Source organism: Pseudomonas sp. IT-347P (assembly GCF_949768005.1).
Lineage (GTDB): Bacteria > Pseudomonadota > Gammaproteobacteria > Pseudomonadales > Pseudomonadaceae > Aquipseudomonas.
Window position 1 is genome coordinate 1 of the sequence record NZ_CATKPQ010000013.1, and the last position, 15,418, is coordinate 15,418.

General features: G+C 55.5%; 11 protein-coding genes and 1 tRNA gene. All 12 read left to right on the plus strand.

The window, feature by feature from the left end:
- Positions 1-53: 53 nt before the first annotated feature.
- Positions 54-129: transfer RNA gene (locus ACM6IV_RS08725), tRNA-Trp, on the plus strand.
- Between the two features lie 45 nt (positions 130-174).
- Positions 175-543 (plus strand): preprotein translocase subunit SecE, encoded by a 369-nt coding sequence (gene secE / locus ACM6IV_RS08730; RefSeq protein WP_007916493.1) that lies wholly within the window; start codon positions 175-177, stop codon positions 541-543.
- A gap of 9 nt (positions 544-552) precedes the next feature.
- Positions 553-1,086, plus strand: a complete 534-nt coding sequence (nusG, locus tag ACM6IV_RS08735) for a transcription termination/antitermination protein NusG (RefSeq protein ID WP_007957598.1) — start codon at positions 553-555, stop codon at positions 1,084-1,086.
- 117 nt (positions 1,087-1,203) lie between these two features.
- Positions 1,204-1,635 carry a 50S ribosomal protein L11 gene (rplK, locus tag ACM6IV_RS08740; protein WP_003228756.1) on the plus strand — a complete coding sequence of 144 codons (432 nt, stop codon included), beginning with the start codon at positions 1,204-1,206 and terminating at the stop codon, positions 1,633-1,635.
- Positions 1,635-2,330: a 50S ribosomal protein L1 gene (gene rplA / locus ACM6IV_RS08745; protein ID WP_003228754.1), complete on the plus strand. Its 696-nt coding sequence runs from the start codon at positions 1,635-1,637 to the stop codon at positions 2,328-2,330. Before rplK ends, rplA begins: the two co-directional genes overlap by 1 nt.
- A 198-nt stretch (positions 2,331-2,528) precedes the next feature.
- Positions 2,529-3,029: a 50S ribosomal protein L10 gene (gene rplJ, locus ACM6IV_RS08750; protein WP_008081912.1), complete on the plus strand. Its 501-nt coding sequence runs from the start codon at positions 2,529-2,531 to the stop codon at positions 3,027-3,029.
- A 74-nt stretch (positions 3,030-3,103) separates the two neighbouring features.
- Positions 3,104-3,469, plus strand: coding sequence for a 50S ribosomal protein L7/L12 (gene rplL, locus ACM6IV_RS08755; RefSeq protein WP_003228750.1), 366 nt, complete (start codon positions 3,104-3,106; stop codon positions 3,467-3,469).
- Positions 3,470-3,690: 221 nt separating this feature from the next.
- A complete protein-coding gene (gene rpoB, locus ACM6IV_RS08760) occupies positions 3,691-7,764 on the plus strand; it encodes a DNA-directed RNA polymerase subunit beta (protein ID WP_414869622.1) in 4,074 nt (1,357 codons plus the stop codon).
- Positions 7,765-7,828: 64 nt separating this feature from the next.
- Positions 7,829-12,028, plus strand: a complete 4,200-nt coding sequence (gene rpoC / locus ACM6IV_RS08765) for a DNA-directed RNA polymerase subunit beta' (protein ID WP_414869623.1) — start codon at positions 7,829-7,831, stop codon at positions 12,026-12,028.
- 216 nt (positions 12,029-12,244) lie between these two features.
- Complete coding sequence (gene rpsL / locus ACM6IV_RS08770) at positions 12,245-12,616, plus strand: 30S ribosomal protein S12 (RefSeq protein ID WP_003186084.1); 372 nt, start codon at positions 12,245-12,247, stop codon at positions 12,614-12,616.
- Between the two features lie 107 nt (positions 12,617-12,723).
- On the plus strand, positions 12,724-13,197 hold the full coding sequence (rpsG, locus tag ACM6IV_RS08775) for a 30S ribosomal protein S7 (RefSeq protein WP_016772941.1): 474 nt from the start codon (positions 12,724-12,726) through the stop codon (positions 13,195-13,197).
- A 30-nt stretch (positions 13,198-13,227) separates the two neighbouring features.
- Positions 13,228-15,333, plus strand: coding sequence for an elongation factor G (gene fusA, locus ACM6IV_RS08780; RefSeq protein WP_414869624.1), 2,106 nt, complete (start codon positions 13,228-13,230; stop codon positions 15,331-15,333).
- The last annotated feature ends 85 nt before the right edge of the window (positions 15,334-15,418 follow it).

Consider the following 15,418-nt stretch of genomic DNA (forward strand, 5'->3'; position numbering starts at 1 on the left):
GTGGTTGTAATGTATTTTTCGGGCCGGCATAATGGTCGGCCTGATTTTGTTTTAGGTCAGTAGCTCAATTGGCAGAGCGACGGTCTCCAAAACCGTAGGTTGGGGGTTCGATTCCCTCCTGACCTGCCAGATTCACTTGGTGTGTCTGGCTTTCTTTTCACAGGATCTTCATAGATGACTCCTAAAGCTGAAGCTCAAGGCTCTCGCTTCGATCTGCTCAAGTGGCTTGTAGTTGTCGCTTTGGTGGTTGTTGGCGTTGTTGGCAATCAGTATTACTCTGCTTCGCCGATCCTGTACCGTGTACTCGCTTTGCTTGTCATTGCTGCTGTAGCTGCCTTTGTAGGTCTGCAGACTGCGAAGGGCAAGTCTTTCTTTGTACTGGTTAAGGAAGCTCGCACCGAGATTCGTAAAGTCGTTTGGCCAACTCGCCAAGAAACCACGCAGACCACCCTGATTGTGGTGGCTGTTGTTCTGGTTATGGCGTTGCTGTTGTGGGGGCTTGATTCCCTGCTCGGCTGGCTTGTTTCCTTGATTGTCGGCTAAGGGTGTCCCGTGGCTAAGCGTTGGTATGTTGTGCATGCTTACTCGGGTTACGAGAAGCATGTGATGCGCTCGCTGATCGAGCGCGTAAAGCTGGCTGGCATGGAAGATGGCTTCGGCGAGATTCTGGTTCCCACTGAAGAAGTGGTTGAAATGCGTAATGGCCAGAAGCGCAAAAGCGAACGCAAGTTCTTTCCAGGCTATGTGCTGGTTCAGATGGATATGAATGAGGGTACTTGGCACTTGGTCAAGGATACTCCTCGGGTGATGGGTTTCATTGGCGGTACTGCTGATAAGCCTGCGCCAATCACCGACAAAGAGGCGGAAGCGATTCTACGTCGTGTTGCTGATGGTAGCGACAAGCCGAAGCCGAAGACTCTCTTTGAGCCGGGTGAGACGGTGCGAGTCAATGACGGTCCATTTGCCGATTTCAATGGCGTTGTTGAAGAAGTTAACTACGAAAAGAGCCGGATCCAAGTGGCGGTGCTCATTTTCGGTCGCTCTACTCCGGTAGAGTTGGAGTTCAGTCAGGTCGAAAAGGTCTAGCTGAACAAGCATCCCAACCCCGCAGCCCTAGGCTGTGGGGTTTTGTCGTCACTGGGATAAACGCGCAAGTAACCGGGGAGCCTTTCGAGGCGTTCGAACCCGTAATTGGAGTGCCTCATGGCCAAGAAAATTACCGCTTACATCAAGCTGCAAGTGAAGGCCGCTCAGGCTAACCCAAGCCCACCTGTTGGTCCTGCTCTGGGTCAGCATGGCGTGAACATCATGGAATTCTGCAAGGCTTTCAACGCCCGTACCCAGGGTCTTGAAGCAGGTCTGCCGACTCCAGTGATCATCACTGTCTACAGCGACCGTAGCTTCACTTTCGAAACCAAATCCACCCCTGCTTCGGTTCTGCTGAAGAAGGCGGCCGGTCTGACCAGCGGTTCCGCTCGTCCGAACACCGTTAAGGTTGGCACTGTTACCCGTGCTCAGCTGGAAGAAATCGCGAAAACCAAAAACGCGGATCTGACTGCAGCTGATATGGATGCAGCCGTGCGTACTATCGCCGGTTCTGCTCGTAGCATGGGCCTTAACGTGGAGGGTGTGTAATGGCTAAGCTGACCAAGCGTCAAAAGGCTATCGCCGGCAAAATCGAAGCAGGCAAGGCCTACAACATTGTAGACGCCGCTGCTCTGCTGGCTGAGCTGTCGACTGTCAAGTTCAGCGAGTCGTTTGACGTTGCTGTAAACCTGGGTGTAGACCCGCGTAAATCTGACCAGGTTGTTCGTAGCGCTACCGTGCTGCCACACGGCACTGGCAAGACTGTTCGCGTTGCTGTGTTTACCCAGGGTCCAGCTGCTGAGGCCGCTTTGGCTGCCGGCGCTGACCGTGTAGGTATGGACGACCTGGCTGCCGAAATGAAAGGCGGCGACCTGAACTATGACGTAGTGATCGCATCCCCGGATGCAATGCGCGTTGTAGGTCAGCTGGGTCAGATCCTCGGCCCACGTGGTCTGATGCCTAACCCGAAAGTCGGTACTGTAACTCCAGACGTAGCTACCGCGGTTAAAAACGCTAAAGCTGGTCAGGTCCGTTATCGCACCGACAAAAACGGCATCATCCACACTTCCGTTGGCAAGATCGGCTTCGACGCCGTCAAGCTGAAGGAAAACGTTGAAGCCCTGATCGCTGATCTGAAGCGTATCAAGCCAGCTTCTTCGAAAGGTATTTATGTCAAGCGCGTTACCCTGAGCACCACTATGGGCCCAGGTCTGGTTATCGACCAGAGCTCGCTGGACGCGTAAGACAAAGGTTGGCGCGATGGTTCGCGCCAATTGAAAGATTGGGGTCCCTGCCTGGCGGGGGCTATCCAAGACCGTAGGCGACGCAAGTCTTAAACCATAAGCCTACGCAGATGGTGCTCCCGGTTCCTTACCGAATCAGACACCAAAACGACATTCGGTTCCGATCGAATGAAACGGTAACAAGCAGGAGTTAAACCCGTGGCAATTAATCTCGAAGACAAGAAGGCCATCGTCGCTGAAGTCAACGAGGCTGCCAAAGTCGCTCTGTCCGCTGTCGTGGTTGATGCACGTGGCGTAACAGTAGGCGCAATGACCGGACTCCGTAAAGAGGCTCGTGAAGCTGGCGTTTACGTACGTGTTGTACGTAACACCCTGCTCAAGCGCGCTGTTGCTGACACTCAATACAGTGTCCTCAACGACGTGTTCACCGGCCCGACCCTGATTGCATTCTCCAACGAACATCCGGGCGCTGCTGCCCGTATCTTCAAAGAGTTTGCCAAGGGTCAGGACAAGTTCGAGATCAAGGCAGCTGCGTTCGAGGGCAAGTTCCTCGCAGCTAATCAGATCGACGTACTGGCAACTCTGCCGACCCGTGACGAAGCAATTTCTCAGCTGATGAGCGTGATTCAAGGCGCTACCAGCAAATTGGCTCGTACTCTGGCGGCAATTCGCGACCAGAAAGAAGCTGCCGCAGCCTAAGGCTCGTCAACTTCTCGCGTTTTTTGTTTATTTCGATGGTCGCGTAGGCCGTCCCCCAATTCAGGAATTGAGTCATGTCTCTGACTAACGAACAAATCATCGAAGCAATCGGCCAGAAATCCGTAGTGGAAATCGTTGAGCTGATCAAAGCGATGGAAGAAACCTTCGGCGTTACCGCTGCTGCCGCTTCGGCTGGTCCAGCTGCTGCTGCCGCTGTTGTTGAAGAGCAAACCGAGTTCAACGTTGTTCTGCTGGAAGCTGGCGAGAAGAAGGTTAACGTGATCAAGGCAGTTCGTGAACTGACCGGTCTGGGCCTGAAAGAAGCCAAAGAGAAAGTAGACGGCGCTCCTCAGGTTGTAGCTGAAGGCGTTTCGAAAGAAGCGGCTGAAGACGCCAAGAAGAAGCTGGAAGAAGCAGGCGCTAAAGTCGAGCTGAAATAAGTATCGACTTTGCTCCTCCAGCCCGAGCGTCAAGCGACAGGCTGATGGCTGGTGGCTCTTGCCACCGGCCTTTTTCCGTTCTTGGCAGCCGACTGGGTCGGTGCTGATAACGGCGCTGTAACCACCCGATGCGGTGGAGCAAACCATGGGGTTTGCACGATTTTCTGGCTGCTCCCGTCGGGAGGGGCCAAACAAGCAGGTGACCAAGCTGGGGAACGCTGATGGCTTACTCATATACTGAGAAAAAACGTATCCGCAAGGACTTTAGCAAGTTGCCGGACGTCATGGATGTGCCTTACCTCCTGGCCATCCAGCTGGATTCGTATCGTGAATTCTTGCAAGCGGGAGCGACTAAAGATCAGTTCCGCGACGTGGGCCTGCATGCGGCCTTCAAATCCGTTTTCCCGATCATCAGCTACTCCGGCAATGCTGCGCTGGAGTACGTCGGTTATCGCTTGGGCGAACCGGCATTTGATGTCAAAGAATGCGTATTGCGCGGTGTAACTTTCGCCGTACCTTTGCGGGTAAAAGTGCGCCTGATCATTTTCGACAAAGAATCGTCGAACAAAGCGATCAAGGACATCAAAGAGCAAGAAGTCTACATGGGTGAAATCCCCCTGATGACTGAGAACGGTACCTTCGTAATCAACGGTACCGAGCGTGTAATCGTTTCCCAGCTGCACCGTTCCCCGGGCGTGTTCTTCGACCACGACCGCGGCAAGACGCATAGCTCCGGCAAACTGCTGTACTCCGCGCGCATCATTCCTTACCGCGGTTCGTGGCTGGACTTCGAGTTCGACCCGAAAGACTGCGTGTTCGTACGTATCGACCGTCGTCGCAAGCTGCCGGCATCGGTACTGCTGCGCGCGCTCGGCTATACCACTGAAGAAGTGCTGGATGCTTTCTACACCACCAACGTCTTCCACCTGAGCGGCGAAACCCTCAGCCTGGAACTGGTGCCATCGCGCCTGCGTGGTGAGATTGCAGTTCTGGACATTCAGGACGAGAAGGGCAAGGTCATTGTTGAAGCGGGCCGTCGTATTACTGCGCGCCACATCAATCAGATCGAAAAAGCCGGTATTAAGACGTTGGAAGTGCCTCTGGACTACGTCCTGGGTCGCACCACCGCCAAGGTCATCGTGCATCCGGCTACCGGCGAAATCCTGGCAGAGTGCAACACCGAACTGAACACCGAAGTCCTGGCAAAAATTGCCAAGGCCGGCGTTGTTCGCATCGAGACTCTGTACACCAACGATATCGACTGCGGTCCGTTCATCTCCGACACACTGAAGATCGACTCCACCAGCAACCAATTGGAAGCGCTGGTCGAGATCTATCGCATGATGCGTCCAGGCGAGCCGCCAACCAAAGACGCTGCCGAAACCCTGTTCAACAACCTGTTCTTCAGCCCTGAGCGCTATGACTTGTCTGCGGTCGGCCGGATGAAGTTCAACCGTCGTATCGGTCGTACCGAGATCGAAGGTTCGGGCGTGCTGTGCAAGGAAGACATCGTCGCGGTACTGAAGACTCTGGTCGACATCCGTAACGGTAAAGGCATCGTCGATGACATCGACCACCTGGGTAACCGTCGTGTTCGCTGCGTAGGCGAAATGGCCGAGAACCAGTTCCGCGTTGGCCTGGTACGTGTTGAGCGTGCGGTCAAAGAGCGTCTGTCGATGGCTGAAAGCGAAGGCCTGATGCCGCAAGACCTGATCAACGCCAAGCCAGTGGCTGCGGCGGTGAAAGAGTTCTTCGGTTCCAGCCAGCTCTCGCAGTTCATGGACCAGAACAACCCGCTGTCCGAGATCACCCACAAGCGTCGTGTCTCTGCACTCGGCCCTGGCGGTCTGACTCGTGAGCGCGCAGGCTTTGAAGTCCGTGACGTACACCCGACTCACTACGGTCGTGTATGCCCGATTGAAACGCCGGAAGGTCCGAACATCGGTCTGATCAACTCCCTGGCTGCGTACGCTCGCACCAACCAGTACGGCTTCCTGGAAAGCCCGTACCGCGTGGTGAAAGAGGGTGTAGTCACCGACGAGATCGTGTTCCTGTCCGCCATTGAAGAAGCCGATCACGTGATCGCGCAGGCTTCGGCGACCATGAACGACCAGAAAGTCCTGATCGACGAACTGGTAGCCGTACGTCACCTGAACGAATTCACCGTCAAGGCGCCTGAAGAAGTCACCTTGATGGACGTTTCGCCGAAGCAGGTAGTTTCGGTTGCAGCGTCGCTGATTCCGTTCCTCGAGCACGACGACGCCAACCGTGCGTTGATGGGTTCGAACATGCAGCGTCAAGCTGTACCAACCCTGCGCGCTGACAAGCCGCTGGTAGGTACCGGCATGGAGCGTAACGTAGCCCGTGACTCCGGCGTTTGCGTCGTGGCTCGTCGTGGCGGCGTGATCGACTCCGTCGACGCCAGCCGTATCGTGGTTCGTGTTGCTGATGACGAAGTTGAAACCGGCGAAGCGGGTGTCGACATCTACAACCTGACCAAATACACCCGCTCGAACCAGAACACCTGCATCAACCAGCGTCCGCTGGTGAGCAAGGGTGATCGCGTTCAGCGTAGCGACATCATGGCCGACGGCCCGTCCACCGACATGGGTGAACTGGCACTGGGTCAGAACATGCGCATCGCGTTCATGGCATGGAACGGCTTCAACTTCGAAGACTCCATCTGCCTGTCCGAGCGTGTGGTTCAGGAAGACCGCTTCACCACGATCCACATTCAGGAACTGACCTGTGTGGCCCGTGACACCAAGCTTGGCCCAGAGGAAATCACTGCGGACATCCCTAACGTGGGTGAAGCTGCACTGAACAAACTGGACGAAGCCGGTATCGTTTACGTAGGTGCTGAAGTTGGCGCAGGCGACATTCTGGTAGGTAAGGTCACTCCGAAAGGCGAGACCCAACTGACTCCGGAAGAAAAACTGCTGCGTGCGATCTTCGGTGAAAAAGCCAGCGACGTTAAAGACACCTCCCTGCGCGTGCCAACCGGCACCAAAGGTACTGTCATCGACGTACAGGTCTTCACCCGCGACGGCGTTGAGCGTGATGCTCGTGCCCTGTCGATCGAGAAGTCCCAGCTGGATGAGATCCGCAAGGATCTGAACGAAGAGTTCCGTATCGTTGAAGGCGCTACTTTCGAACGTCTGCGTTCCGCTCTGGTAGGCCACAAGGCTGAAGGCGGCGCAGGTCTGAAGAAAGGTCAGGACATCACCGACGAAGTTCTCGACGGTCTTGAGCATGGTCAGTGGTTCAAACTGCGCATGGCTGAAGATGCTCTGAACGAGCAGCTCGAGAAGGCCCAGGCCTACATCGTTGATCGCCGCCGTCTGCTGGACGACAAGTTCGAAGACAAGAAGCGCAAACTGCAGCAGGGCGATGACCTGGCTCCAGGCGTGCTGAAAATCGTCAAGGTTTACCTGGCAATCCGTCGTCGCATCCAGCCGGGCGACAAGATGGCCGGTCGTCACGGTAACAAAGGTGTGGTCTCCGTGATCATGCCGGTTGAAGACATGCCGCACGATGCCAACGGCACCCCGGTCGACGTCGTCCTCAACCCGCTGGGCGTACCTTCGCGTATGAACGTTGGTCAGATCCTTGAAACCCACCTGGGCCTCGCGGCCAAAGGTCTGGGTGAGAAGATCAACCGGATGGTCGAAGAGCAGCGTAAAGTCGCTGAACTGCGTACCTTCCTGGACGAGATCTACAACCAGATCGGCGGTCGTAACGAAGATCTGGACAGCTTCTCCGATCAGGAAATCCTGGATCTGGCGAAGAACCTGCGTGGCGGTGTTCCAATGGCCACTCCAGTGTTCGACGGCGCCAAGGAAAGCGAAATCAAGGCCATGCTGAAACTGGCAGACCTGCCGGAAAGCGGCCAGATGCAGCTGACTGACGGCCGTACCGGCAACAAGTTCGAGCGTCCAGTTACCGTTGGCTACATGTACATGCTGAAGCTGAACCACTTGGTAGACGACAAGATGCACGCGCGTTCTACCGGTTCGTACAGCCTGGTTACCCAGCAACCGCTGGGTGGTAAGGCGCAGTTCGGTGGTCAGCGTTTCGGGGAGATGGAGGTCTGGGCACTGGAAGCATACGGTGCTGCTTACACTCTGCAAGAAATGCTCACAGTGAAGTCGGACGATGTGAACGGCCGTACCAAGATGTACAAAAACATCGTGGATGGCGATCACCGTATGGAGCCGGGCATGCCCGAGTCCTTCAACGTGTTGATCAAGGAAATTCGTTCCCTCGGCATCGATATCGATCTGGAAACCGAATAACACGTGACGCGAATCGAGAGCGGGGCAGGATTGCCCGCTCTCTGCTCCGCCAGGAGGAAAGGCCTTGAAAGACCTACTGAATTTGCTGAAAAACCAGGGTCAAGTCGAAGAGTTCGACGCCATCCGTATCGGATTGGCCTCGCCTGAGATGATCCGCTCGTGGTCGTTCGGTGAAGTTAAAAAGCCGGAAACCATCAACTACCGTACGTTCAAACCTGAGCGTGACGGTCTGTTCTGCGCCAAGATCTTTGGCCCGGTAAAGGATTACGAGTGCCTGTGCGGTAAGTACAAGCGCTTGAAGCACCGTGGTGTGATCTGCGAGAAGTGCGGCGTTGAAGTTGCACTGGCCAAGGTTCGTCGTGAGCGCATGGCGCACATCGAACTGGCTTCGCCGGTTGCTCACATCTGGTTCCTGAAATCGCTGCCGTCCCGTATCGGCCTGCTGATGGACATGACCCTGCGTGATATCGAACGCGTTCTCTACTTCGAGAGCTATGTCGTTATCGATCCAGGCATGACCACCCTTGAAAAAGGTCAGCTGCTGAACGACGAGCAGTACTTCGAAGCGCTGGAAGAGTTCGGTGATGACTTCGACGCCCGCATGGGTGCAGAGGCTGTCCGTGAACTGCTGCACGCTATCGACCTGGAACACGAGATTGGCCGTCTGCGTGAAGAAATTCCGCAAACCAACTCCGAAACCAAGATCAAGAAGCTGTCCAAGCGTCTGAAGTTGATGGAAGCCTTCCAGGGTTCCGGCAACCTGCCAGAGTGGATGGTGCTGACCGTTCTGCCGGTACTGCCGCCAGATCTGCGTCCACTGGTTCCACTGGACGGCGGTCGTTTCGCAACTTCCGACCTCAACGATCTGTATCGTCGAGTGATCAACCGTAACAACCGTTTGAAGCGCCTGCTGGATCTGTCCGCTCCGGACATCATCGTGCGCAACGAAAAGCGTATGTTGCAGGAAGCTGTCGATGCTCTGCTAGACAACGGTCGTCGTGGCCGCGCGATCACCGGTTCCAACAAGCGTCCTCTGAAATCCCTGGCTGACATGATCAAGGGTAAGCAAGGTCGTTTCCGTCAGAACTTGCTCGGTAAGCGTGTTGACTACTCCGGTCGTTCGGTAATTACCGTAGGCCCGACCCTGCGTCTGCACCAGTGCGGTCTGCCGAAGAAGATGGCTCTCGAGCTGTTCAAACCGTTCATTTTCGGCAAGCTCGAAATGCGTGGTCTCGCGACCACCATCAAAGCGGCCAAGAAAATGGTCGAGCGCGAACTGCCAGAGGTTTGGGACGTTCTCGCTGAAGTGATTCGCGAACACCCGGTTCTTCTCAACCGTGCACCGACCCTTCACCGTCTGGGTATCCAGGCGTTTGAACCAGTACTGATCGAAGGTAAGGCTATCCAGCTGCACCCTCTGGTCTGCGCCGCGTACAACGCCGACTTCGACGGCGACCAAATGGCCGTGCACGTACCGCTGACACTGGAAGCCCAGTTGGAAGCGCGTGCGTTGATGATGTCGACCAACAACATTCTGTCGCCAGCCAACGGTGAGCCAATCATCGTTCCGTCGCAGGACGTTGTATTGGGTCTGTACTACATGACTCGTGAAGCGATCAACGCCAAAGGCGAAGGTCGTGTGTTCGCGGATCTGCAGGAAGTTGACCGTGTGTTCCGTGCCGGCGAAGCCGCACTGCACGCCAAGGTAAAAGTACGTATCAACGAAACCGTCAACGACCGTGACGGCAACAGCGTGAGCGGTACCCGTATCGTCGACACTACTGTCGGCCGTGCGCTGCTGTTCCAGGTTGTGCCAAAAGGTCTGTCGTTCGACGTCGTCAACCTGCCGATGAAGAAAAAGGCGATCTCCAAGCTGATCAACCAGTGCTATCGCGTGGTTGGTCTGAAAGAGACCGTGATCTTCGCTGACCAGTTGATGTACACCGGTTTCGCTTACTCGACCATCTCCGGCGTTTCCATCGGCGTTAACGACTTCGTTATCCCGGATGAAAAAGCCCGCATCATCGGTGCAGCCACCGACGAAGTGAAAGAGATCGAGAGCCAGTACGCCTCCGGCCTGGTAACCCAGGGCGAGAAGTACAACAAAGTGATCGACCTTTGGTCGAAAGCGAACGACGAAGTTTCCAAGGCGATGATGGCCAACCTCTCGAAAGAGAAGGTTATCGACCGTCATGGCGTTGAAGTCGATCAAGAGTCTTTCAACTCGATGTACATGATGGCTGACTCGGGTGCGCGGGGTTCCGCAGCACAGATTCGTCAGCTGGCCGGTATGCGTGGTCTGATGGCCAAGCCGGACGGTTCCATCATTGAAACGCCGATTACTGCGAACTTCCGTGAAGGTTTGAGCGTACTTCAGTACTTCATCTCGACTCACGGTGCTCGTAAAGGTCTGGCGGATACCGCGTTGAAAACGGCGAACTCCGGTTACCTGACTCGTCGTCTGGTAGACGTGGCGCAGGATCTGGTTGTAACCGAGATCGATTGCGGCACCGAACACGGTCTGCTGATGACGCCGCACATTGAAGGCGGTGACGTTGTAGAGCCGTTGGGTGAGCGCGTATTGGGTCGTGTTATTGCCCGTGACGTATTCAAGCCAGGTACCGAGGACGTTATCGTTCCTGCCGGCACTCTGGTAGACGAGAAGTGGGTCGAGTTCATCGAGCTGAACAGCATCGACGAAGTGATCGTGCGTTCGCCGATCAGCTGCGAAACCCGCTACGGCATTTGCGCCAAGTGCTACGGCCGTGATCTGGCTCGTGGTCACCAGGTGAATATCGGTGAAGCGGTCGGCGTTATCGCTGCCCAGTCCATCGGTGAGCCGGGTACCCAGCTGACGATGCGTACGTTCCACATCGGTGGTGCGGCGAGCCGTACTTCCGCAGCTGACAGCGTTCAGGTGAAGAATGGCGGTACTGTCCGTCTTCACAACCTGAAGCACGTTGAGCGAGTGGATGGTCACCTGGTTGCTGTGTCCCGTTCCGGTGAGCTGGCCATCGCTGATGACTTCGGTCGTGAGCGTGAGCGTTACAAGCTGCCGTACGGTGCTGTGATTTCGGTTAAAGAAGGCGACAAGGTCGACGCTGGCGCAATCGTGGCCAAGTGGGATCCGCACACTCACCCGATCGTTACCGAAATGAAAGGTACCGTGACCTACGTGGGCATGGAAGAAGGCATCACGATCAAGCGTCAGACTGACGAATTGACCGGTATGACCAACATCGAAGTACTCGACGCGAAAGATCGTCCAGCTGCCGGTAAGGAAATCCGCCCAGCAGTGAAGATGGTCGACGACAACGGCAAGGATCTGTTGCTGCCAGGCACTGACGTTATCGCTCAGTACTTCCTGCCAGCCAACGCCCTGGTCGGTGTAGCGGACGGTGCGAAGATCGCGATCGGTGATGTTATCGCTCGTATCCCGCAAGAAACTTCGAAGACCCGTGACATCACCGGTGGTCTGCCGCGTGTTGCCGACTTGTTCGAAGCGCGTCGTCCGAAAGAAGCGTCGATTCTGGCTGAAGTCAGCGGCACCATCGCGTTCGGTAAAGAGACCAAAGGCAAGCGCCGTCTGGTTATTACCCCGAACGACGGTAGCGATCCGTACGAAGAGCTGATTCCGAAGTGGCGTCACCTGAACGTGTTCGAAGGCGAACAGGTAAACCGCGGCGAAGTTATTTCCGACGGTCCAAGCGATCCGCACGACATCCTGCGTCTGCTGGGTGTGAGCGCGCTGGCCAAGTACATCGTCAACGAGATCCAGGACGTTTATCGTCTGCAGGGCGTGAAGATCAACGACAAGCACATCGAGACCATCCTGCGTCAGATGCTGCGTAAAGTTGAGATCTCCGAGTCCGGCGACTCCAGCTTCATCAAGGGCGACCAGATGGAACTGACTCACGTACTGGTAGAGAACGAGCGTCTGAGCGCGGAAGACAAGTTTGTCTCCAAGTTCACGCGCGTTCTGCTGGGTATCACCAAGGCGTCGTTGTCCACCGAATCGTTCATCTCGGCGGCTTCCTTCCAGGAAACTACCCGCGTACTGACCGAAGCGGCAGTCACCGGCAAGCGCGATTACCTGCGCGGCCTGAAAGAAAACGTGGTCGTGGGTCGTCTGATCCCGGCAGGTACCGGTCTGGCATATCACAGCGAGCGTAAGCGTCGTCGTGATGCTGACAAGCCGTTGCGCGTAAGCGCCAGTGAAGTGGAAGCTGCACTGACCGAAGCGCTGAACTCGAGCGGTAACTGAGTTCTGCGGTAAATGAGCGTAAGGCCCTGATCGCTCCGTTCGTCGAATCGAGACATTTTGTCGAGGTTCGAGGAGCGGGGAGGTCGGGGCCTTGCCTTGACTGGGGGCAAGATCCTCTTTAGACTCTTGATCCCCTAAATTTGGCGGGAATTCGTTCCTGCCATTTTGCTTTTCTTGCAAGACAATAGCGTCGCAAGACAACAGTGGAGCTAGTAGATGGCAACTATCAACCAGCTGGTACGTCAGCCGCGTAAGCGTATCGTCGAGAAATCCGACGTACCTGCGCTGCAGAACTGCCCGCAACGTCGTGGCGTGTGCACCCGTGTGTACACCACTACGCCGAAAAAACCTAACTCGGCACTGCGTAAAGTATGCCGTGTGCGCCTGACCAACGGTTTCGAGGTTTCCTCGTACATCGGTGGTGAAGGTCACAACCTGCAAGAGCACAGCGTGGTACTGATCCGCGGCGGTCGTGTAAAAGACTTGCCAGGTGTTCGTTACCACACCGTTCGCGGCTCCTTGGATACTTCCGGCGTTAAAGGCCGTAACCAGGGTCGTTCGAAGTACGGTACCAAGCGTCCGAAGTAATCGGTCGTTTTGCAGATTTTCATTTTATTGAGTCGATAAGAGTAAGGTCGGGCACGCATCCACTGGATCTGTCCCGAGCTAACCTGAAGACCGCTTGAGGGCTTATCATGCCAAGACGTCGCGTAGCAGCAAAGCGTGAGATTCTGGACGATCCGAAATACGGAAGCCAGATCCTCGCCAAATTCATGAACCACGTTATGGAAAGCGGTAAAAAAGCCGTTGCCGAGCGTATCGTTTATGGTGCCCTGGAAACCGTTGCGGCCCGTAAGGCTGGCACCGATCCCCTGGAACTCTTCGAAAAAGCACTCGACGCCATCGCTCCGCTGGTCGAAGTGAAGTCGCGCCGCGTTGGTGGTGCTACTTACCAGGTTCCGGTCGAGGTTCGTCCTTCCCGTCGTAACGCTCTGGCAATGCGCTGGTTGGTAGACTTCGCCCGTAAGCGTGGCGAGAAGTCTATGGCTCTGCGTTTGGCTGGCGAACTGCTGGATGCTGCTGAAGGTAAAGGTGCTGCTGTTAAGAAGCGTGAAGACGTGCACCGTATGGCCGAAGCTAACAAAGCTTTCTCGCACTACCGCTTCTAATTTTAGCTTCACTAATTTTGCGAGGGCTTTATGGCTCGTACTACTCCGATTAGCCGCTACCGTAACATCGGTATCGTCGCTCACGTGGATGCTGGTAAAACCACCACCACCGAGCGCGTCCTTTTTTACACCGGCAAAAGTCACAAAATGGGCGAGGTGCATGACGGCGCCGCGACCACAGACTGGATGGTTCAGGAGCAGGAGCGTGGTATTACCATTACTTCTGCTGCTATCACCGCTTTCTGGAAAGGTTCCGAGAAGCAGTACCCGCACGAGCATCGCTTCAACGTAATCGATACCCCGGGCCACGTAGACTTCACCATTGAAGTTGAACGTTCCCTGCGCGTACTCGACGGCGCTGTCGTTGTGTTCTGTGGTACTTCGGGTGTTGAGCCGCAGTCGGAAACCGTATGGCGTCAAGCCAACAAATACGGCGTTCCACGTCTTGTTTACGTAAACAAGATGGACCGTGCCGGTGCCAACTTCCTGCGCGTGATCGGTCAGATCAAGCAGCGTCTGGGTCACACTCCGGTGCCGATCCAGTTGGCTATCGGTTCCGAAGACAACTTCCAGGGTCAGATCGATCTGATCAACATGCAAGCTGTCTACTGGAACGACTCTGACAAAGGTATGGTCCCTGTTCGCAAGGACATTCCTGCCGAGCTCCAAGAGCTGGCCGAAGAGTGGCGCAACAACATGGTTGAGGCTGCTGCCGAAGCCAGCGAAGAGCTGATGAACAAGTACCTGGAAGGCGAAGAGCTGACGATCGAAGAGATCAAGGCTGCTTTGCGTCAACGTACTATCGCCGGCGAAATCGTTCTGGCTGTTTGCGGTTCCTCGTTCAAGAACAAGGGTGTTCCCCTGGTTCTCGACGCCGTTATCGACTTCCTGCCTGCTCCTACCGACATTCCTGCGATCAAGGGTTCCAACCCTGATAACGAGGAAGAGGAAATGGAGCGTCACGCAAGTGATGACGAGCCGTTTGCTGCTCTGGCGTTCAAAATCGCTACCGACCCATTCGTGGGTACTTTGACCTTCGTCCGTGTTTACTCGGGCGTGTTGAACTCCGGCGACGGCGTGATCAACTCGGTTAAAGGCAAGAAAGAGCGCGTGGGTCGTATGGTGCAAATGCACGCAAACGCCCGTGAAGAGATCAAGGAAGTACGCGCTGGCGACATCGCGGCCCTGATCGGCATGAAGGATGTCACCACTGGTGAGACCCTCTGCAACGCTGACAAGCCAATCATCCTGGTTCGCATGGACTTCCCGGAGCCGGTTATTTCGGTTGCCGTAGAGCCTAAGACCAAGGATGACCAGGAAAAAATGGGTATCGCTCTGGGCAAACTTGCTCAGGAAGACCCGTCTTTCCGCGTTAAAACTGATGAAGAGACTGGTCAAACGATCATCTCCGGCATGGGCGAGCTGCACCTGGACATCCTGGTTGACCGGATGCGCCGTGAGTTCAACGTCGAAGCCAACATCGGCAAGCCTCAGGTTTCGTATCGTGAGCGCATCACGAAGAACTGTGAAATCGAAGGCAAGTTCGTTCGTCAGTCCGGTGGTCGCGGCCAGTTCGGTCACTGCTGGATTCGTTTTGCTCCTGCTGACGAAGGTCAGGAAGGTCTGCAATTCGTGAACGAAGTTGTAGGTGGTGTGGTTCCTAAGGAATACATCCCGGCTATCCAGAAGGGTATCGAAGAGCAGATGAAGAACGGCGTTGTTGCCGGCTATCCGCTGATCGGCCTGAAGGCTACCGTGTTCGATGGTTCTTACCACGACGTCGACTCCAACGAGATGGCGTTCAAGGTGGCTGCTTCCATGGCGACCAAGCAACTGGCCCAGAAGGGCGGTGGTGAGTTGCTCGAGCCGATCATGGCGGTAGAGGTTGTTACGCCTGAAGACTATATGGGTGATGTAATGGGCGACCTTAACCGTCGTCGCGGCATGATCCAGGGTATGGAAGACACAGTGTCCGGCAAGGTTATCCGTGCCGAGGTTCCGCTGGGTGAGATGTTCGGTTACGCGACCGACGTTCGCTCCATGTCCCAGGGTCGCGCAAGCTACTCTATGGAATTCAAAAAATACGATACGGCTCCGTCGCACATCGTCGAATCCGTAACCAAAAAACAAGGCTGATTCAGCCCCTTTAGGCTAGGAGTTAATTGTCGTGGCTAAAGAAAAATTTGATCGTTCCCTACCGCACGTCAACGTTGGCACCATC

Bases quoted from the DNA above. Each gene is read 5' to 3' on its own strand.
- secE (WP_007916493.1), top strand. From the start codon at position 175: ATGACTCCTAAAGCTGAAGCTCAAGGCTCTCGCTTCGATCTGCTCAAG.
- fusA (WP_414869624.1), top strand. From the start codon at position 13,228: ATGGCTCGTACTACTCCGATTAGCCGCTACCGTAACATCGGTATCGTC.
- rpsL (WP_003186084.1), top strand. From the start codon at position 12,245: ATGGCAACTATCAACCAGCTGGTACGTCAGCCGCGTAAGCGTATCGTC.
- rplA (WP_003228754.1), top strand. From the start codon at position 1,635: ATGGCTAAGCTGACCAAGCGTCAAAAGGCTATCGCCGGCAAAATCGAA.
- rplK (WP_003228756.1), top strand. From the start codon at position 1,204: ATGGCCAAGAAAATTACCGCTTACATCAAGCTGCAAGTGAAGGCCGCT.
- rplL (WP_003228750.1), top strand. From the start codon at position 3,104: ATGTCTCTGACTAACGAACAAATCATCGAAGCAATCGGCCAGAAATCC.
- rpsG (WP_016772941.1), top strand. From the start codon at position 12,724: ATGCCAAGACGTCGCGTAGCAGCAAAGCGTGAGATTCTGGACGATCCG.
- rpoB (WP_414869622.1), top strand. From the start codon at position 3,691: ATGGCTTACTCATATACTGAGAAAAAACGTATCCGCAAGGACTTTAGC.